This window comes from Pseudomonas sp. MDT1-17 (assembly GCF_054898105.1).
Window position 1 is genome coordinate 1200886 of record NZ_JBUBVM010000001.1, and the last position, 18182, is coordinate 1219067.

General features: G+C 61.5%; 16 protein-coding genes. 7 read left to right on the top strand and 9 right to left on the bottom strand.

Annotation, left to right across the window (positions count from 1 at the left end):
• Positions 1-161: 161 nt before the first annotated feature.
• Positions 162-2291 (top strand): mechanosensitive ion channel family protein, encoded by a 2130-nt coding sequence (locus ACYZTX_RS05250; protein WP_462033216.1) that lies wholly within the window; start codon positions 162-164, stop codon positions 2289-2291.
• A 133-nt stretch (positions 2292-2424) separates the two neighbouring features.
• Here the strand turns inward: ACYZTX_RS05250 and ACYZTX_RS05255 are convergent, their stop codons facing one another.
• Positions 2425-6741, bottom strand: coding sequence for an Lhr family helicase (locus ACYZTX_RS05255; protein WP_462033217.1), 4317 nt, complete (start codon positions 6739-6741; stop codon positions 2425-2427).
• 308 nt (positions 6742-7049) lie between these two features.
• On the opposite strand from ACYZTX_RS05255, the gene ACYZTX_RS05260 reads away from it, so the two are divergent.
• Positions 7050-7934 (top strand): sugar nucleotide-binding protein, encoded by an 885-nt coding sequence (locus tag ACYZTX_RS05260; RefSeq protein ID WP_046053235.1) that lies wholly within the window; start codon positions 7050-7052, stop codon positions 7932-7934.
• Positions 7927-8856, top strand: a complete 930-nt coding sequence (locus tag ACYZTX_RS05265; protein WP_462033218.1) for an NAD-dependent epimerase/dehydratase family protein — start codon at positions 7927-7929, stop codon at positions 8854-8856. Before ACYZTX_RS05260 ends, ACYZTX_RS05265 begins: the two co-directional genes overlap by 8 nt.
• A 146-nt stretch (positions 8857-9002) precedes the next feature.
• Here the strand turns inward: ACYZTX_RS05265 and ACYZTX_RS05270 are convergent, their stop codons facing one another.
• The 5 genes from ACYZTX_RS05270 to ACYZTX_RS05290 all read right to left on the bottom strand — a co-directional run bounded on the left by ACYZTX_RS05270 (position 9003) and on the right by ACYZTX_RS05290 (position 13016).
• Entirely contained in the window at positions 9003-9701 is a 699-nt protein-coding gene (locus ACYZTX_RS05270) for an OmpW/AlkL family protein (protein ID WP_449645122.1), read from the bottom strand.
• 211 nt (positions 9702-9912) lie between these two features.
• Positions 9913-10431, bottom strand: a complete 519-nt coding sequence (locus ACYZTX_RS05275; protein ID WP_462033219.1) for a DUF3299 domain-containing protein — start codon at positions 10429-10431, stop codon at positions 9913-9915.
• 11 nt (positions 10432-10442) lie between these two features.
• Complete coding sequence (locus ACYZTX_RS05280) at positions 10443-11708, bottom strand: ABC transporter permease (RefSeq protein WP_462033220.1); 1266 nt, start codon at positions 11706-11708, stop codon at positions 10443-10445.
• 1 nt (position 11709) lies between these two features.
• Positions 11710-12420, bottom strand: coding sequence for an ABC transporter ATP-binding protein (locus ACYZTX_RS05285; RefSeq protein WP_462033221.1), 711 nt, complete (start codon positions 12418-12420; stop codon positions 11710-11712).
• A gap of 23 nt (positions 12421-12443) precedes the next feature.
• A complete protein-coding gene (locus ACYZTX_RS05290) occupies positions 12444-13016 on the bottom strand; it encodes a DUF2796 domain-containing protein (RefSeq protein WP_462033222.1) in 573 nt (190 codons plus the stop codon).
• 134 nt (positions 13017-13150) lie between these two features.
• On the opposite strand from ACYZTX_RS05290, the gene ACYZTX_RS05295 reads away from it, so the two are divergent.
• Complete coding sequence (locus ACYZTX_RS05295; RefSeq protein WP_462033223.1) at positions 13151-13492, top strand: hypothetical protein; 342 nt, start codon at positions 13151-13153, stop codon at positions 13490-13492.
• Between the two features lie 101 nt (positions 13493-13593).
• On the opposite strand, the gene trxA is transcribed toward ACYZTX_RS05295, so the two are convergent.
• The 3 genes from trxA to ACYZTX_RS05310 all read right to left on the bottom strand — a co-directional run bounded on the left by trxA (position 13594) and on the right by ACYZTX_RS05310 (position 15721).
• Complete coding sequence (trxA, locus tag ACYZTX_RS05300) at positions 13594-14466, bottom strand: thioredoxin (RefSeq protein ID WP_462033224.1); 873 nt, start codon at positions 14464-14466, stop codon at positions 13594-13596.
• A gap of 137 nt (positions 14467-14603) precedes the next feature.
• The gene (locus tag ACYZTX_RS05305) at positions 14604-15260 is read right to left on the bottom strand and encodes a class I SAM-dependent methyltransferase (protein ID WP_462033225.1); all 657 of its coding nucleotides are present in this window, start codon (positions 15258-15260) and stop codon (positions 14604-14606) included.
• Positions 15257-15721: a YbaY family lipoprotein gene (locus tag ACYZTX_RS05310; protein ID WP_462036988.1), complete on the bottom strand. Its 465-nt coding sequence runs from the start codon at positions 15719-15721 to the stop codon at positions 15257-15259. The genes ACYZTX_RS05305 and ACYZTX_RS05310 overlap by 4 nt, the downstream gene beginning before the upstream one ends.
• 128 nt (positions 15722-15849) lie before the next feature.
• On the opposite strand from ACYZTX_RS05310, the gene nrdR reads away from it, so the two are divergent.
• From nrdR to ACYZTX_RS05325, 3 genes are read left to right on the top strand one after another with little or no spacing between them, the layout of a single operon-like run.
• Positions 15850-16314, top strand: a complete 465-nt coding sequence (gene nrdR, locus ACYZTX_RS05315; RefSeq protein WP_003228656.1) for a transcriptional regulator NrdR — start codon at positions 15850-15852, stop codon at positions 16312-16314.
• Positions 16311-17444 (top strand): bifunctional diaminohydroxyphosphoribosylaminopyrimidine deaminase/5-amino-6-(5-phosphoribosylamino)uracil reductase RibD, encoded by a 1134-nt coding sequence (gene ribD, locus ACYZTX_RS05320; protein ID WP_462033226.1) that lies wholly within the window; start codon positions 16311-16313, stop codon positions 17442-17444. Before nrdR ends, ribD begins: the two co-directional genes overlap by 4 nt.
• Positions 17445-17490: 46 nt before the next feature.
• Positions 17491-18168, top strand: a complete 678-nt coding sequence (locus ACYZTX_RS05325) for a riboflavin synthase (RefSeq protein WP_462033227.1) — start codon at positions 17491-17493, stop codon at positions 18166-18168.
• Positions 18169-18182: the final 14 nt, after the last annotated feature.

Consider the following 18182-nt stretch of genomic DNA (forward strand, 5'->3'; position numbering starts at 1 on the left):
TTTGGGTTATGCGGAAAAATAGGGGGATAGGCATTTGATATTTGCGTTGTGCGCAAAGATTAAAAGCTGCCCCTCACCCAGCCCTTGATTTCACCCAATAACCGAACTTGCCTACACTTTCCCGATCTTTCCTTACAGACCCATTTGCAGGAGCACCGCGTTTGTTCAAGTTCAAGACCGCGATACTACTGGGGGCATTGCTGATTTTTGGCAGCAACGAGCTGGAGGCTGCCGCACTACCAGGTGTGCCGGCGACAGCCACCGCCGCGACACCACTGGCACACCCCGAACCGCTGGTACAGGGTGGTTTGCTGGGTGCGATCAGTTCGAGCATTGAGGAAGTCCAGGGCAAACTCGATCTCAATGAGGACTTGCTCGACGCCTGGCGTCTGCGTGCAGACCGGGCGGCGGTTGAGGTGGATAAACTGGTCAATCATCCATCGGCCCGTTCAAGCTGGAGCGTGGCGGGGGATTTCCTGCTGTTGTCTTGTGTGTGGATTGGCGTCTTTGCGCTGCTCTGGCTGCTAGGAGGGCTGCTCGCCAAACGTCTGTGCCAGAACCGTCTGCTGCTCACTCGCGAGCGCGGTCAGGCGTTACTCGGTTATGTGTTGCCCTACACGGTTCCGGCGCTGGTCAGCCTGCCGCTGACACTCTATGTCAGCCACTTCTTGCAAGTGTCCGCCGGCCGGGCACTGGCATTGTGTTTCGCTTATGCCACCAGCAGCGGCATTTTCGCCGCCTCGTTGCTGTTGTCGCTGGTGGTGTTGTTCAACGCCGGCCACAAGCGCCGGGCGGTGCAGATTATTCGTCAGCACAGCCCACGACCGCTGTTTTTGATGGGCTTCCTCGTGGCCCTGAGCGACGCCTTGACCAGTCCGCAGATCGCCCGCCTGCTCGGCGGCAATCTCACCAGCAGTGTCGCGGTGTTCACCGGGGTGGCAGCCTCGGTCATCTTTGGCTATTTGGTGATCAAAATGCGCCGTCCGGTGGCCCATCTGATCCGCATTTTGCCGTTGGCCCAGCGCCTCAGTCAGCCGGCCTTGCGTGAAATGCTGCGGATCTTTTCCGGGCTCTGGTACTGGCCGATTCTATTGATGGTGCTGGTGTCGGTGATCAACCTGATCGGCATTGGCGATGACAACCAGAAAGTACTGCGTTGTGCGCTGTTTACCACGGTGCTGTTGATTGCGACGGTGTTTCTCAGCACGTCGCTGCATCACCTGTTCAAGTCGCGCAATGAGTTGGCCGTGCGCCGCAGCAGTGCCTACAAAGAGCGCTTTCTCAGCCTTTCGCACGCGTTGCTGCGGATCGCCCTGGCGATTGTGTTCATTGATGTCCTGGGGCGCATCTGGGGCGTGTCGCTGTTCGAGTTTGCGGTGAGCAATTCGGTCGGACGGGCGATCAGCGATTCGCTGAGCCGTATCGGTTTGATTTTCCTGGTGACCTGGATGGGCTGGGTGGTGTTGGACACGGCGATTCAGGAAGCCCTGAAGCCCCCCGTTAACAAACGCTCGGCGCGCCAACCCAGTACCCGAACCAAAACCATCCTGCCGCTGCTGCGCAACGCGATCAAAATCATCCTGGTGGTTATCTGCGCCATCACCACCATGGCCAACCTGGGAATCAACGTTGCGCCCTTTTTGGCCGGTGCCGGTGTCATTGGGCTGGCCATCGGTTTCGGCTCCCAGCAACTGGTGCAGGACGTGATCACCGGGTTGTTCATCATCATCGAAGACACGTTGTCGATTGGCGATTGGGTGGTGCTCGATTCTGGCCACGCCGGCACCGTCGAAGGCCTGACCATCCGCACCTTGCGCCTGCGCGACGGCAAGGGGTTTGTGCACTCGGTGCCGTTCGGTCAGATCAAGGCTGTGACCAATCAGTCGCGGCAATTCGCCTATGCGTTCTTCTCGGTGCAGTTCACCTACGACACCGATGTCGACAAGGCTATCGAGTTGATCCGCGAGGCCGGGGATTCCATCCGCGACGATGCGTTCCTCAAGTACAACCTGCAAGGTCCGCTGGATGTGTTTGGTGTCGACAAGATGGACCTCAACGGCGTGGTGCTGACGGCACAGTTCCGCACGGTGTCGGGCGGGCAATACGCAGTGAGTCGGGCGTTCAACCAACGTTTGAAAAAACTTGTGGATAACAGCCCGTGGGTGCATTTCGCGCAGACTTATCCACAGCAGGTTTTGATGGCCCGGCAGGCTGTTGATCTGCCGCAAAGCGATGGGCCTGCGCCGGAGCATTTATCGGTGTTGCTGCCGGATCAGCCGCGTACTCAATGATTTTGGTGAGCTTGCTGGCCTCATCGCGAGCAGGCTCGCTCCCACAGTGTTCTGTGTTGAATATAATTTTCGGCTCGGACACAAATCCCCTGTGGGAGCGAGCCTGCTCGCGAAGGGGCCAGACCAGGCAACGTTAATGCCGGATCAGTTTGTTGTGTAGCTCGGTAGTCGATTGCTGATCCAGCTCCAACCAAAAAAGCGGCTTGCCGGCAATCTCGGCAGCGGCGGGCAATCCATCGCGATACACCAATCGATTACTCGCCAATGCCGGCACTTTTGCTCCCGGCAGAAGCGTCCCGGCGAGGTTCAGCGGATCAACCCCGCACACGGCAATCAAACTCCCGTCATGCGGCCGTCGCCGCACCTCGCGCAGCAATGGAATGGCTTCGGGCAACGCAAACTGTTCCCCCGCCAAGCCACTGACAAACCGTCCGCCGCGAATCTCGCCTCGAGCTTCCAGCCGATGGAACGTGCGCAGCAATTCCCGCCAGCTCGGCAGCCACTCCGCTTCACGTTCCAGCAAGCGCCAGAACACCACGCCGTAGCGCCGAAGCAAGGTCATGGCGATATGTTCAAGGGTGTCGGTCGGCGTCGGCGGCGGGCGCTTGTTATCCACAACCGGCGCCGGCGCTCCGCGCCGCAACAGCGCCCAGCGCCCGGCATCGTCCATCCCGCCGACAAACGCTCCGCGCCCGCGTCGGCTGCTGTGATTCTGTCGCTTGCTGGCCGGGGTGATCAGCGCTCGCAGGCCGGCGAAGCTGTCGGCATTCACCAACCCGGCGCCGACCAATTCCTGCAGGGCGATTTCCAGTTCCGCGCGCAGCAGATGAGCCTCATGAATCAGCTCATCGAAAAACAGCGCGCCGTGTTGGCTGAGTGCTTCAAAAACTTTTTGTGTCTTGGGCGACAGTTCGCTGGCCGGCGTCTGCTCGGTCAACCCGCTCCACAACCCGACCTGACTGCGGGGCAACAGCAGAATCGGCGTGCTGCGCAATGCCGTGCCCGTGCTCTTGTTGCGCGCGGTCAGCCGCGTCCACACCAGTTTTCCGCTACGGCACAGGTCATCCAGCCAACTCGCCGAATAGCCTTTGATCCGCGCTGGCAGGAGGTCGCTGTCCCAGGCTGAAGCGGCGGCGGGGTAGCCTTCGAACTGACTGACTATCGCTGGCAACACTGCGCTGCCCTGGCCTTGGGTCTCGACGGACAGATGCTGCCAGTCGAACAGGAAACGCATGAAGTCTTGCAGCGCCACGGGCTCGATTTCCCGCCGCAGACGTTTGACGGTGTAGCGGTGAATCCGCGCGAGCAGATGCCGTTCGCACCATTCGTCTTCACCCGTGCCGGGCGTGAATTGGCCACGCAGCACATAGCCTTCGCGTTCCAGTTGCGCCAATGCCTGGGTGACTTGTGTCGCCGGTAATCCGAGCGGTTCGGCAATCGATTTCAGCGGTAACGGACCGAACGCGCTGAGCCGCGCACGGATCACTTCGAGCACCGCGTCGTCCAGCGCCCAGACTTCATCGAACCCGGGCAACGCCTCCAACGGTGGCTGCAACATCGCCCGAGGATAAATCGCCCGCAGGCAGGTCAGCCGCTCCAGTGCCAACCACAGCGCTTGCCTGGCATTGACTTGCAAGCGGCTGGCGCGACCGCTGTCAGCCAGGGCGTTCAGCCAATCGAGCCAGTCTGGATTGGCCTGGGCCTCGACGTCGCTGATGCACGCCAGGCTCATCAATGCCTCGTGCATTTCATCGGCGCCGGTCGGCGTTGGCCAGGCTTCCTCGCGCACGGCTTGAATCGCTTGCGCATCCAGCGCGCCGAGGTCGTCGGTGGACTGCGGATCGCTCCAGCGCCGGTTGAGTACCGCTTGAGTGCGACGTTCTTCCAGCGGTGCATCGTCGAGAAAGGTGTAGGGCCGGGCGCTGAGGATTTCCGCTGCCAGCGGTGAGGGGGCTGGTAAATCGCGGCTGATCAGGCGGATGTCGCCACGTTCCATGCGCCGCAACAACGCCAGCCAGCCTTCGCTGTCCATGGCCTCGTGCAGGCAGTCGTCGAGGGTTTGTTCCACCAATGGATGGTCGGGAATTTCCCGTTCGCCGGCGAGGTTTTCCACGCAAGCAATCTGGTCGGGGAACACGCTGGCAATCAGGTCTTCGCTTTTTATCCGCTGGATCTGCGGCGCGACTTTGCGCCCGCCGGTATAACGCGGCAGGGCAAGGGCCACCCCGGCATTCCAGCGCCAGCGCACACCGAACAGCGGCGCATCGAGCACGGCTTGAATCAGGGTGTGTTCGGCGCTGTTGCTGTGCAGGTAGCGCCAGACATCATCGAGCTCAAAACTGTGGCTGGTGGACAGCGAAAAAACGATAGCGTCTTCGCTGGCGGCCGCCTGCAGTTCGAAGTTGAAGGTGCGACAGAAACGCTTGCGCAGGGCCAGTCCCCAAGCGCGGTTGATACGGCTGCCGAACGGCGTGTGGATGATCAGTTGCGTGCCGCCGGACTCGTCGAAAAACCGCTCCATCAGCAGCGTGTCTTGTGACGGCAGGGCGCCGAGGGTCAGGCGCGCACGGGCCAGGTAATCGACCAATTGTTCGGCGCTGGCAAGGTTCAGGCCCAAGGTGTCGATGAGCCAGTCAGTCGCCGGCTGCAAATTACCGGGTGTGGCGCCGAGCAGTTCATCAAGCTGCGCTTGCAGGCGGGCCACGGCAAACGACAATTCAGCACTGCGGCCCGGTGCCTCGCCGAGCCAGAATGGAATGGTCGGCGGTTGACCCTGAGCGTCTTCGACCCGGACCTTGCCGGTTTCAACGCGCAGGATTCGGTAGGAGGTGTTGCCCAATTGGAAGACATCGCCGGCGATGCTTTCCACCGCAAAATCCTCGTTGACGCTGCCGATGTTCAGCCCTTGGGGTTCCAGCAGCACGCTGTAGTCGGCGTTGTCCGGGATCGTTCCGCCGCTGGTCACGGCGGTCAGTTTGGCGCCCCGGCGACCGCGCAGGGTGCGGGTCACGGCGTCGCGGTGCAGATAAGCGCTGCGGATGCCCTGACGACCGTTGTAGCCTTCGGCGAGCATCTGCAGCAGCGCCTGATAATGTTTTTCGTCGAGTCGGGCATACGGCGAGGCTTTGCGAAACATCTCCAGCAACGCCTGCTCTTGCCATTCCTGGCAGCTCACCTCGGCGATGATTTGCTGGGCGAGTACGTCCAGTGGCGCCTTCGGAATCTGCAAAGTGTCGAGTTCGCCGCGACGCACGCAGTCGAGCAGGGCGGCGCACTCGATCAGGTCGTCGCGGGTGGTGGCGAACAAACGGCCCTTGGGCGTACCGCCAACCTGGTGCCCGGAGCGGCCGACCCGTTGCAGGAACCCGGCAATCGAGCGCGGCGAAGCAATCTGGCAGACCAGATCCACGTCACCGATGTCGATCCCCAGTTCCAGGGACGCCGTGGCGATCAGCACTTGCAGTTCGCCGCGCTTGAGCCTTTGCTCGGCGTCGAGACGAAACTCCTTGGCCAGGCTGCCGTGGTGGGCGGCGACAGCTTCTTTGCCAAGACGCTCGCTCAAGTGTCGACTCAGGCGTTCGGCCAAACGGCGGGTGTTGACGAAAATCAGGGTGGTGCGGTGTTCGTGGGCGAGGGCGGCGAGGCGGTCGTAGACCAGTTCCCAGACGTCGTTGGCCATGACTGCCGACAACGGCACGGGCGGCACTTCGATGCCCAGATCTCGCGGGCGCGCGTGGCCGATGTCGATGATTTCGCACGCGCGATCACGGCCAACCAGAAATTGCGAGACGGCTTCGATGGGTTTTTGCGTGGCAGACAGGCCAATCCGCATCAGCGGTTGTGCGCACAACGCTTGCAGCCGCTCGAGGCTCAGGGCCAGGTGGCTGCCGCGCTTGCTGGCGGCGATGGCGTGAATTTCGTCGACGATCACCGTGCGGGCGGTGCTGAGCATTTGTCGGCCGGAGTCGGAACCGAGCAGCACGTAAAGGGATTCCGGGGTGGTCACCAGAATGTGCGGCGCCGTCTTGCGCATCGCCGAGCGGTCTTTTTGCGGCGTATCGCCGGTGCGCACGGCAGTGTTGATCTGCAGTTCGGGCAGGCCCATTGCGCGTAACTGCTCGGTGATGCCGGCCAGCGGGTTTTGCAGGTTGATCTGGATGTCGTTGGACAGGGCCTTGAGCGGTGAAACGTAAACCACCAGGGTTTCGTCTGGCAGATGGCCGCCGTTGGCCAATCCGCGGTGGACCAGGTCGTCGATGACCGCGAGGAACGCGGTGAGGGTTTTGCCCGAGCCAGTGGGTGCGGCGATCAGGGTCGAACGGTGCTGGCGGATCAATGGCCACGCCCGGGCCTGGGCGGCGGTGACCGTCGGGAAGGTGCTGCTGAACCAGGCGCTGACGGCGGGGTGGAAGCCTGCCAGGGCGCTGTCCGTCGGGATTGGCAGATTCATGTCCTGATTTATGCGGGCGAGTCGGGGAAGATGCAAGTACCGCTCAAGACCTCGGATGGTCTTTAGGTCCCCTTCGCGAGCAAGCCCGCTCCCACAAGGGATCTGCGGCGTACACAAATCCAATGTGGGAGCGGGCTTGCTCGCGAAAGGGCCGGAACAGGCACCACAAATCCCGGCGATCTACACTTTACGGATGACGGTTGCGCTCTAAACCCGCAAAATGCAACGATTCCGGCACTATCGACGGCATCGCCCGCGAGCGGTGTCGATAAAGCCATTGTTTCAATCAGACTGGGCCTGCTGACTCTATGCGAATGCGCCTTATGTTACTGGGCGGCGGAAATGCCCTTGGGCAGGCGCTGATTCGCCTCGGTGCGGAGGAAGACATCGGCTTCCTCGCCCCCCGCCCACCGCAAGACGGCTGGGACGCCGCGACCCTGACGCAACTGCTCGACGACACCCGTCCGGACGCGTTGATCAACCTCGCCTATTACTTCGACTGGTTTCAGGCGGAGACGGTCAGCGAGCAGCGACTGGCCGGGCAGGAGCGGGCGATCGAGCGTCTGGCCGAACTGTGCCAGCATCACAACATCGTTCTGCTGCAACCGTCGAGTTATCGAGTGTTCGACGGCTCCCGGGCGACGGCCTACAGCGAAAAGGACGAACCGGTGCCCCTGGGCCTGCGCGGTCAGGCCTTGTGGCGAATCGAACAAAGCGTCCGTGCCACCTGCCCGCAACATGTGCTGCTGCGATTCGGCTGGCTGCTGGATGACAGCCCCGACGGTACCCTTGGGCGTTTCCTCGGTCGCGCCGAACTCCCTGAAGAACTGTTGATGGCCGACGACCGTCGGGGCAATCCGACGCCGGTGGATGACGCCGCCCGGGTGATCATCTCGGTGCTCAAGCAACTCGATTGCTCGGCGCCGCTGTGGGGCACCTACCATTACGCCGGGCATGAGGCGACCACGCCGCTGGCGCTGGGGCAGGCGATCCTCACCGAAGCACGCGCCTTGCATCCGCTGGCCATCGAAGCGCCAACCGCCCAGGCTCACGCCGCGCGACCGGACGCCGCCGAAGAGCCGCAACATGCGGTGCTGGCCTGCAAGAAAATTCTGCACACTTTCGGGATCAAGCCCCGCGCCTGGCGTGCGGCTCTCCCGGGCTTACTGGATAGGTTTTATCGCCATGGCTGACGGCCCTGTTTTAATCACCGGCGGTGCCGGCTTCATCGGCTCGCACCTCACCGATGCCTTGCTCGCCAAGGGCCATTCGGTGCGTATTCTTGATGACCTTTCCACTGGCAAACCCAGCAACTTGCCGCTGGACAATCCCAATGTCGAACTGATCGTAGGCGATGTCGCCGATGCCGTGCTGGTCGCGCGTGCGATGATCGGTTGCAGCGCTGTGGCGCACCTGGCTGCGGTGGCGTCGGTGCAGGCGTCGGTGGATGATCCAGTGAAGACTCATCAGAGCAATTTCATTGGCTCGCTGAATGTCTGCGAAGCCATGCGCCAGGCCGGCATCAAGCGAGTGCTGTACGCCTCCAGCGCGGCGGTCTACGGCAACAATGGCGAAGGCGAGTCGATCGACGAAGACACGCCCAAGGCGCCGTTGACGCCCTACGCTTCAGACAAATTGGCGAGTGAGCATTACTTCGATTTTTACCGTCGCCAGCATGCTCTGGAGCCGGTGGTGTTCCGCTTTTTCAACATCTTCGGCCCGCGCCAGGATCCGTCCTCGCCGTACTCCGGGGTGATCAGCATTTTCAGCGAGCGCGCGCAGAAGCGCCTGCCGATCACTGTGTTCGGTGACGGTGAGCAGACTCGCGATTTTGTCTACGTCGAAGACCTGGTCGACTTGCTGGTGCAAGCCATCGAGAAGCCGCAGGTCGAAGTCGGCGCGGTCAATGTCGGCTGGAACCAGGCCACGACCCTAAAGCAAATGCTTGAAGCCCTTGAAACGGTGGTCGGTCAATTGCCGCCGGTGAGCTATGGCCCGGCGCGCTCCGGTGACATCCGTCACTCGCGAGCGAACAATCAGCGTTTGCTGGAGCGCTTTACCTACCCTGAGCAGACACCAATGCGTGTCGGCCTGGCGCGGTTGCTGGGACGCTAAGTTTTGCGCAGTCATGAAAAAGGCGCCTTTCGAGGCGCCTTTTTTTTCCGAATTTTTGTTGTCTGGGCTGACGTCTTCGCGAGCAGGCTCGCTCCCACAAGGAATCACCTAACCCCTGTGGGAGCGAGCCTGCTCGCGAAGGGGCCTTAGAATTTGTAACCCAGGCCAACCATGTAGATGAACGGGTCTACGTCCACATCGACCTTGGCGCGGGTGCCCTGTGCCACTGCGTTATTTTCCACCGTCGCGGTGGTGTCGATGTCGATGTACCGCACTTGGGCGTTGATCATGATGTTGTCGGTAATCATGTAGTCGGCACCGACCTGGAACGCCATGCCCCAGGAGTTATCCGCCTTGAAGTTGCTGAAGCCGTTGGCGCTGGCTTCGCTGCCGACGTGCTCGTCGTAGATCCAGGTGTAGTTGATACCGGCGCCGACATAAGGCTGGAATGCGGACTTCGCGTCCAGTGGGTAGTACACAACGCTCAGCGTCGGTGGCAGGTGTTTCAGGCTGCCGAGTTTGCCGTTGGCTGCACCCAGGGCGGTGCCTTTGATCTTCACGTCATGCTCGAACGGCGAGGCCGCCAGCAGTTCGATCCCCCAGTGGCTGTTGAGCATGTAAGCGAAGTTCAAACCCAGTTGCGTGTCGCTGCTCATGGTGGCCTTGCCACCCAGATCGGCACCCTTCAACGGGCCCTGATCAACCTTGACGCTGGAACTGTCGGCTTTCGGGTTGACGGTGATCGCACCGGCGCGAACGAGGATGTCGCCAGCTTCGTGGGCGTAGGCTAGCGGTGCTGCGAGCGCGAGGGCAAACAGCGAAGCGCAGAGCTTGGACTTGTGCATGGAGGGCTCCAAAGGACGTTAAAAATATTTGATGTCCAATGGTACGGAGCCGTCTGATACGGTCTTTTGACTCAGCTCAATGAAACAGTGATGGTCCCAAAAGATCGCAGCCTTCGGCAGCTCCTACATTGACCGCGTGCAAACCCGATCCTGTAGGAGCTGCCGAAGGCTGCGATCTTGGCGATATCAACGGTAAGAAAAACGACCGGGTTCACTCCGGCAGCTCATACACATAAATCTTGTCCGCCTCCATCTGATACCCCGCGTCGGCCAATTCACTGCTGGATGCCTTGACCTGCAGCGCACCCTCGATCCAGTACGGCTGATACAACTCATCGAGCTTCACACCGACCTCGCTTTTGACGTGCACGATCTGGTTCGACGGCGGTGGCGGCACGTGAATGCAGGCGCCGAAATACGGCACCAGCAGAAACTCTGTGGTGCGACCTTCTTCACTTACTTCCAGCGGCACGATGTAGCCCGGCAACCGAATATTTTGACCGTTGAGACCTTTCACCACCGGTGCATTCGGCATGTCTTGCTTGGCCGCGGGTGCCGACTCGGCAGCCAACGCGCTGCCCATCTGCGACAGGTCGTGCAGCGGCGTCATGTTTGGTACTTCCGGCGCGGCGTCCGGCGGGATCATTTCCGACCAGGTCAGGTCTTTCGGCTCGGCCGCCCACAGAGGCAAGGCGACCAGCATCAACAGCGCAAGCACAGCGCGGGGCATGTTCAACGTCCTCATAATCGGATCGACAGGCCATCGGCCAAGGATTGGCGATACGCGCGCCAGGCTGGCACGCTGCCCATCAGCAACGCAGCGATCAGGATGCCACCGAGCAGCGTCCATTCATATTCGCTCGGCCAGGCCAGCGGTAAGTACAAGCCGTAATTCGCCTGCACGTAGCCCTGAGCCACGGCAATGCACACGTAAAGCAGCGCTACGCCGGCGATCACCCCGGACAGCGCCAGGGCAAACGCTTCCAGCACCAGCAAGGTCGCGATGTGCCACGGCCGGGCACCCACCGAACGCAGAATCGCCATCTCCCGGCGTCGTTCGTTGAGGCTGGTGAGGATCGCCGTGAGCATGCCGATCAACCCGGTCAGCACTACAAACAGCGAGACCACGAACAAGGCTTTTTCAGCCGTGCTCATCAAACTCCACAGCTCCTGCAGCGCCACGCCCGGCAGGATCGCCAGCATGGGTTCACCACGAAACTCATTGATCTCACGCTGTAGCGCGAAGGTCGAAATCTTGCTGTTGAGGCCGAGCATGAACGCCGTGATCGCTTGCGGTGTCAGGTCCACGTTACGTGCCTGATCGGCACTGATCCGGCCGTTGCCGCGCGCCGGCACACCGTTGTGCCAGTCGATGTGGATGGCTTCCATCCCTCCGAGGCTGATGTGCAACGTGCGGTCCACTGGGGTGCCGGTGCGTTTGAGAATGCCGACCACGGTGAACGGCTTGTCGTCGTGCTTGACCAGGCTGATCACCGCCACGCCGTGGGCCAGCACCAGTTTGTCACCGAGTTTGTAGTGCAGTGCGTCGGCCACTTCGGCGCCGAGTACCACTTCAAACGGGTCGGTGGCGAAGGCCCGGCCGTCGGCCAGTTCCAGGTGCTGTTGATGGCCGTATTGATAGTGCTCGAAGTACGCCTCGGTGGTACCCATCACCCGATAACCGCGATGGGAGTCGCCGAGGGACATCGGAATCGCCCACTTCACTTTCGGGTTGTTGGCGAAGTGCTCGAAGCTGTCCCAACGAATGTTGTTGGTGGCATTGCCGATGCGAAACACCGAGTACAGCAGCAGGTTCACCGACCCGGAGCGGGCGCCGACAATCAGGTCGGTGCCGCTGATGGTGCTGGCGAAACTGGCCTTGGCTTCGGTGCGCACGCGCTCCACGGCTAGCAGCAGGCAGACCGACAGGGCGATGGCTAACGCGGTGAGGATCGCGGTGAAGCGACGGTTAGCCAGGCTGGCCATGGCTAGACGAAACAAATACATCTCAAACCTCCAGCGGCGTGGCGGCGCGATTGAGATCGGCCAGCGACAGGTGGCGATCGAACAGCGGCGCCAGGCTCTGGTCATGGCTGACGAACAGCAGGCTCGACCCGGCTTCGCGGCATTCGGCGAACAGCAAGCGAATGAAATTCTCGCGAGCGTCGTAATCCAGGGCCGACGTTGGTTCGTCGGCGATGACCAGTTCCGGTTGACCGATCAAAGCGCGCGCAGCGGCCACCCGTTGCTGCTGGCCGATGGACAGCGAATCGGCGCGGCGGCCGAGCAGGTTTTGATCCTTCAAACCCAAGTGGGCGAGGAGGGTGGCGGCCGCCTGATCGACGCTGCCGTGGCGCTGGATCGCACGTTCGGCGCGCAGTTTGGAAAAGTGGCAGGGCAGCTCAACGTTCTCGCGCACCGAGAGAAACGGCAGCAAGTTGAACTGCTGGAAGATGTAGCCGGTGTGATCGACGCGGAAACGGTCACGGGCACCGGCGCCGAGATCGGTCAGTTCCTGGCCGAGCAAACGAATGCTGCCATGATCGGGCTTCTGCACACCGCCGAGCAGGCCGAGCAAGGTGGTCTTGCCACTGCCGCTGGGGCCCTTGAGGAACAGGGTTTCGCCAGGCATAAGGCGAAACGCCGGGATATCCAGCAGCGGCGGATGACCGGGCCAGCTGAAGCCCAGGTCGGACAGTTCGATGAGTGCTTGGGTCATGTGAGCCAATTTCTGTGAGAGTTTCAGAATTTCAGGGCGGCAGCCTTGGCCGTCACTTCAACCCCTTGCTGGCCGCTTGGGCTGATCAGTTGTACCTGAATCTTCTGGGTCGCCGGGAAGGTGTTGAAGATGTTCGCCAGGTCCAGAGTCTTCAGCGCGCCGGGTGCCGAGCAGCTGAATTGATAATGAGCGTGGATTTCGCTGTGGTCGTGGTGGTGACCGTCCTTGGCGTCTTCGTCGTGATCATCATTGGTGTCCGGCTTGTCGCCGAACAACGGGCTTTCCAGTTCTTGTGTCGCGACTACGCAACCGGCAGCTTTCGGCAGGTTGAACAGTACCAGCGGTTTCTCCAGCTGGGCACGAACGGCGGCGACTTTGGCCTTGTCGGCGTCGGTGGTGGCGGCGTGTTCGAAACCCACCAGGTTCATCGCCGGGCTTTCCAGTTCCAGCTCCAGGGTCTGGCCGTCCAGTGCTGCGTTCAGGCGACCGACGCCATGTTCGTGGGCGCTGAGGCTGCCGTGCTCATGTTCATCAGCGGCGTGGGCGACGGCCAGCGGCAACAGGGCAAACGGCAGGGCGAGAAGCAGGCGGCGCATGGCGGGTCTCCGAAAGTAAAATGAATAGTTTGTTATGTGATCTTATAACGTAAACGCCGAGAGTTTGACCGCCCACTTGGCGTTGCGCAAGTCCCATGGGAGCATGCGAATCAGAAATGTGCAGGAGCAGACTTATGTTGCGTATACGCGGAAGCATCGGCGACTGGCCGGTGGATTTGACGCTGGAAATGGATGATGGCGACTGGGCGCGGCTCGGTGCGCAGTTGCAGGTGGTGAAACCCGAGGCCAGTGCAGCGCCGGCAAAACCTGTCAATCAGGATGAAGCGCTGTGGCAGATCGCGAAGGATTTGCTGCGCAAGGCCGGGCAATTGAGCGGGCCGGATTTGCTCGATCAGTTGGAAGGATTGACCGGCAGCGCGGTGTCGGGCAAACGCCTGTTGGTGCGACTGCGCCATTGCTCGGATGTGAAGGTGACGAGCGGCGGAGATACGCCGCTCTACAGCTGGGTCGAGTAAATCGCAAAGATCGCAGCCTCGCTTCGCTCGACAGCTCCTACAGGGAAACAAGATCCCATGTAGGAGCTGTCGAGTGAAACGAGGCTGCGATCTTTTGATCTTCAATAAAGCGCAGCAAACAACTTGCGGCGGTACGTGGTCACCAGCGGGTGATCGTTGCCCAGCAGTTCGAACACCTGCAGCAAGGTCTTGTGCGGCAAGCCTTCGCTGTAACTGCGATTGCGCACGAACAGCTTGAGCAACGCATCCAGCGCGGCATCGTACTGCTGACGCGCCAGTTGCTGGATCGCCAACTGATAAACCGCTTCATCGTCCTGCGGATTTTTCGCCAGGCGCGCTTTCAGGTCTGCCGCATCCGGCAAATCCTTGGCCTGGCCGAGAAACTGGATCTGCGCCTTGGCGCCGGCCAGGGCGGCCTTGTGCTCATCGCTCTTGACCGCGTCGAGCACGGTTTGCGCTTCGCCCAGCTCGCCGCGTTCGGTGAGGCAGCGGGCGTAGAGAATCAGCGCCTTGGCATGGGTGTTGTCTTCGCCCAGCAGCACTTTGAGAGTGGCTTCAGCATCGGCGAAACGGTTGTCATCGAACAACGCCTGAGCTTGCTCGAACGGGTCGGCAGCAGCCGGCGGTGGCATTTGCACGTGGGGCTCAAGCATCGTGCGCACGGCGGATTCTGGCTGTGCACCGGCAAAACCATCCACCGGCTGACCATCCTTGAACAGCACCACGGTCGGCAGGCTGCGAATGCCGAAGCGCGAAACGATGTCCGGCTCGACGTCGCAGTTGACCTTGGCCAGCAGCAACTCGCCCTGATAGCTCTCGGCGATGGTTTGCAGCATCGGCATCATCGCCTTGCACGGCGCACACCATTCGGCCCAGAAATCCACCAGCACCGGTTTGTGGAAAGAGTTCTCGATCACCGACTGCTCGAAATCGGCAGTCGTGGCGTCGAAGATGTACGGCGTTTCCTGACTCATGGGGGATCTCTTGGAAGCGTGAATACGCTCACTATAAGGGCTGACGCAAAAGATCGCAGCCTTCGGCAGCTCCTGCAGGATCGGGTTCGCACTCGGTCAATGTAGGAGCTGCCGCAGGCTGCGATCTTTTAGCGGCTTCAAACGCGTCGCGCGTGGTAGAGGCTCACATGCCGAAACTCTTCGGGCTCGACCAGATCCGGCAAGGTCATCGCTTCGAGCATTTCAATGCGCTGATACAGCGGATGGCGAAAATCCCTCACGCGCGAATCGGCCACCAGCGCTTCCTGGCCGCGACTCAGGAATTCATCGAGCAACGGCAGATTCGCCCGGTCGTACAGCACGTCGGCCACCAGAATAAGATCAAACCGGTCCGTCTCGGCGAAAAAATCCGTCGAGTAGCTGAGGTGTACGTCATTGAGTTCGGCATTCGCCCGACACGCGGCAATCGCCAGCGGGTCCAGGTCACAGGCGACTGCTTCCAGTGCGCCGGCCTTGACTGCCGCGATCCCCGCCACCCCGGAACCGGCACCGAAATCCAGCACCCGTTTGCCTTTGACCCACTCAGGGAATTCGGCGAGATAGCGGGCGACTGCCAGACCACTGGCCCAGCAGAAGCACCAATAGGGCGGCTCATGGAGAATGCGCCGGGTTTCTTCCGGGCTGAACGCGCGGTCCATGTTGTCGCCGTCGATCAGCCAGAGCTTCAGGTCGGTATCCGGCAATTCACAGGTAACCAGCTGTGCGTCACCGAGCAGTTCACCTAGCGCCTGTTGCAGGTCGAGCGGTGCAATCATGGCGCTTTGACGAATTGCAATTGACCCAGTGCTTGCGTGGTTGGCTGCGTGATGGTCTGCGACGGCAGATGCAAAATCAGCTGGCCAGACTGGCTGGCGCGGCCGCGCAGTTCAACGCGGGCACCGACCGGAAAGGATTCCGGGTTGAAGCGCAGGTGGAACGGTAGAACCTGATTGGTGCCGATCAGGCTGGAACTGGCGAGCAATTGTTGCGGGCGGTCCTTGTCGTCGATCACCAGCAGCGCCAGTTCGACTTCGGCGCCGGCCGGCACACCTTGCAGGGTGCCGCTCAATTCACGCTGATAAGCGGGCAGCGGGCCGAGGTTGGCTGACTCCTTGGCTTTCTTCTGCGCCTGTTGCGGCGCGGGGCCTGGCGTCGGTGGCTGGGACTTGGGCGCATCGCTGCTGCAGGCCACCAGCAGGCTGAAAAGACTGAGCAAAACGAGCGGTCTTAGGGACATTTTCGGCTCCAGCAAGGTGAAATCCATGGATCTAGCTCTATAACCCGTCTGTATACCGTAAACCCTATGGCTTGTCTTGCCACCGGGATGCGCTACCATGGCCCTCCCTTTTTTTGTTGCCTGCCACCATGCACTGTCCCTTCTGCGGTGCCAACGACACCAAGGTCATCGACTCGCGTCTGGTCGCCGAGGGCGAACAGGTACGCCGCCGGCGTGAATGCCTGGCCTGCGGCGAGCGTTTCACAACGTTCGAGACTGCCGAACTGGTGTTGCCGCGCCTGATTAAAACCGACGGCAGCCGTCAGCCGTTCGACGAAGAAAAACTCCGCGCCGGCATGCAGCGTGCGCTGGAGAAGCGCCCGGTGAGTGTCGAGCGCCTGGAATCGTCGTTGGTGCACATCAAACACAAACTGCGCGCCACCGGTGAGCGAGAGGTTAAATCCCTTGTCGTCGGTGAACTGGTGATGGCCGAGCTGCAAAAGCTCGACGAAGTCGCCTACATTCGCTTTGCTTCGGTGTATCGCCGCTTCCAGGACCTCAATGAGTTCCGCGAAGAGATCGATCGCCTGGCCCGTGAGCCGGTGAAAGAATGACCACCTCCGTAGAACAAGCCATCCTCGACGCCCATTACATGGCTCGCGCCCTGGAACTGGCGCGCAAAGGTCACTACACGACGCACCCCAACCCTCGGGTGGGCTGCGTGATCGTGCGGGACGGGCAGATTGTCGGCGAAGGCTGGCACGTGCGCACCGGCGAATCGCATGCCGAAGTCCACGCCCTGCGCGCCGCCGGCGATAAAGCTCGAGGCGCCACCGCCTACGTGACCCTTGAACCTTGCAGTCACCACGGACATACGCCGCCCTGCGCCGATGCGCTGGTACATGCGGGTGTGGCTCGGGTAGTCGCGGCGATGCAAGACCCGAACCCGTCGGTTGCCGGTCGTGGCATGCAGCGTCTGGCCCAGGCCGGCATCGCTACCGAAAGCGGCGTGCTGGAAGGCGAAGCGCGCAAGCTCAATGAAGGTTTCCTGAAGCGCATGGAACACGGCTTGCCGTTCGTGCGGGTCAAGTTGGCCATGAGCCTCGACGGTCGCACGGCGATGGAAAGCGGCGAAAGCCAATGGATCACAGGCACAGCGGCGCGTTCGGCGGTACAACGCCTGCGTGCTCAGGCCAGCGTAGTGCTGACCGGCGCCGACACGGTGCTGGCGGACAACGCCCGTTTGACCGTGCGCGCCGATGAGCTAGGCCTGGACCCTGAACAAACGGCCCTGGCCATGAGCCGCCTGCCGCTGCGTGTGCTGATCGACGGCCGTCTGCGAGTGCCGCTGGACGCGCCGTTCTTCAAGGCCGGCCCGGCGCTGGTCGCGACGTGCATGGCGATCGAAGAGCAATACGCCAATGGCCCGGAGTGCTTGATCGTGGCGGGCGAGGATGGCCTGGTCGACCTGCGCAAACTGCTGGTCGAACTCGCCGACCGTGGGGTCAACGAAGTGTTGGTCGAGGCTGGCCCGCGTCTGGCCGGGGCTTTCGCTCAGCAAGGGCTGGTGGATGAATTCCAGATTTTCATCGCCGGCAAGTTCCTCGGCTCCTCGGCACGGCCGCTGCTGGACTGGCCGCTCGCGCAAATGAAGGATGCGCCCGAGCTCAAAATCACCGAAATTCGCGCCGTGGGCGATGACTGGCGAGTCATCGCCATTCCTTCGCCAGCGGCGAGCGTATAATTGCGGGCCTGCGCCACGCGACGGCCCTGTTCTCGAGGAGGACTCCATGTTTACCGGCATCATCGAATCCATCGGCAGTATTCGTGCATTGACCCCAAAAGGCGGAGATGTGCGGGTGCACGTAGAAACCGGCAAGCTCGACCTGAGCGACGTCAAACTGGGCGATAGCATCGCGGTCAACGGCGTGTGCCTGACCGCGGTTGAGCTGCCAGGCAACGGCTTTGCGGCGGACGTCAGTCGCGAAACCCTCGACTGCACCGCCATGAATGATCTGAAAAGCGGCAGCCCGGTCAACCTGGAAAAAGCCCTGACCCCGACCACTCGCCTTGGCGGGCATCTGGTCAGCGGGCACGTCGATGGCGTGGGCGAAGTGGTTGCCCGTACCGAGAATGCTCGTGCTGTGGAATTCCGCATCCGCGCGCCGAAAGAACTGGCCAAGTACATCGCCCATAAAGGCTCGATCACCGTCGACGGCACCAGCCTGACAGTGAACGCGGTCGATGGCGCCGAGTTCATGCTGACGATCATTCCGCACACCCTGAGCGAAACCATCATGGCGTCGTACCAGCCAGGTCGCCGGGTGAACCTCGAAGTTGACTTGCTGGCACGTTATCTGGAGCGCCTTCTGCTCGGCGACAAGGCCGCAGAGCCAAGCGACTCTTCGCAAAGGCCAGGTAACATCACCGAAAGCTTTCTGGCCGCCAACGGCTACCTCAAATCCTGACCCAAGGGGGTGCC

Coding starts and splice junctions, on each gene's coding strand:
- ACYZTX_RS05255 (WP_462033217.1), bottom strand. CDS start 6,741: ATGAATCTGCCAATCCCGACGGACAGCGCCCTGGCAGGCTTCCACCCC.
- ACYZTX_RS05260 (WP_046053235.1), top strand. CDS start 7,050: ATGCGAATGCGCCTTATGTTACTGGGCGGCGGAAATGCCCTTGGGCAG.
- ACYZTX_RS05265 (WP_462033218.1), top strand. CDS start 7,927: ATGGCTGACGGCCCTGTTTTAATCACCGGCGGTGCCGGCTTCATCGGC.
- ACYZTX_RS05270 (WP_449645122.1), bottom strand. CDS start 9,701: ATGCACAAGTCCAAGCTCTGCGCTTCGCTGTTTGCCCTCGCGCTCGCA.
- ACYZTX_RS05275 (WP_462033219.1), bottom strand. CDS start 10,431: ATGCCCCGCGCTGTGCTTGCGCTGTTGATGCTGGTCGCCTTGCCTCTG.
- ACYZTX_RS05280 (WP_462033220.1), bottom strand. CDS start 11,708: ATGTATTTGTTTCGTCTAGCCATGGCCAGCCTGGCTAACCGTCGCTTC.
- ACYZTX_RS05285 (WP_462033221.1), bottom strand. CDS start 12,420: ATGACCCAAGCACTCATCGAACTGTCCGACCTGGGCTTCAGCTGGCCC.
- ACYZTX_RS05290 (WP_462033222.1), bottom strand. CDS start 13,016: ATGCGCCGCCTGCTTCTCGCCCTGCCGTTTGCCCTGTTGCCGCTGGCC.
- ACYZTX_RS05295 (WP_462033223.1), top strand. CDS start 13,151: ATGTTGCGTATACGCGGAAGCATCGGCGACTGGCCGGTGGATTTGACG.
- trxA (WP_462033224.1), bottom strand. CDS start 14,466: ATGAGTCAGGAAACGCCGTACATCTTCGACGCCACGACTGCCGATTTC.
- ACYZTX_RS05305 (WP_462033225.1), bottom strand. CDS start 15,260: ATGATTGCACCGCTCGACCTGCAACAGGCGCTAGGTGAACTGCTCGGT.
- ACYZTX_RS05310 (WP_462036988.1), bottom strand. CDS start 15,721: ATGTCCCTAAGACCGCTCGTTTTGCTCAGTCTTTTCAGCCTGCTGGTG.
- nrdR (WP_003228656.1), top strand. CDS start 15,850: ATGCACTGTCCCTTCTGCGGTGCCAACGACACCAAGGTCATCGACTCG.
- ribD (WP_462033226.1), top strand. CDS start 16,311: ATGACCACCTCCGTAGAACAAGCCATCCTCGACGCCCATTACATGGCT.
- ACYZTX_RS05325 (WP_462033227.1), top strand. CDS start 17,491: ATGTTTACCGGCATCATCGAATCCATCGGCAGTATTCGTGCATTGACC.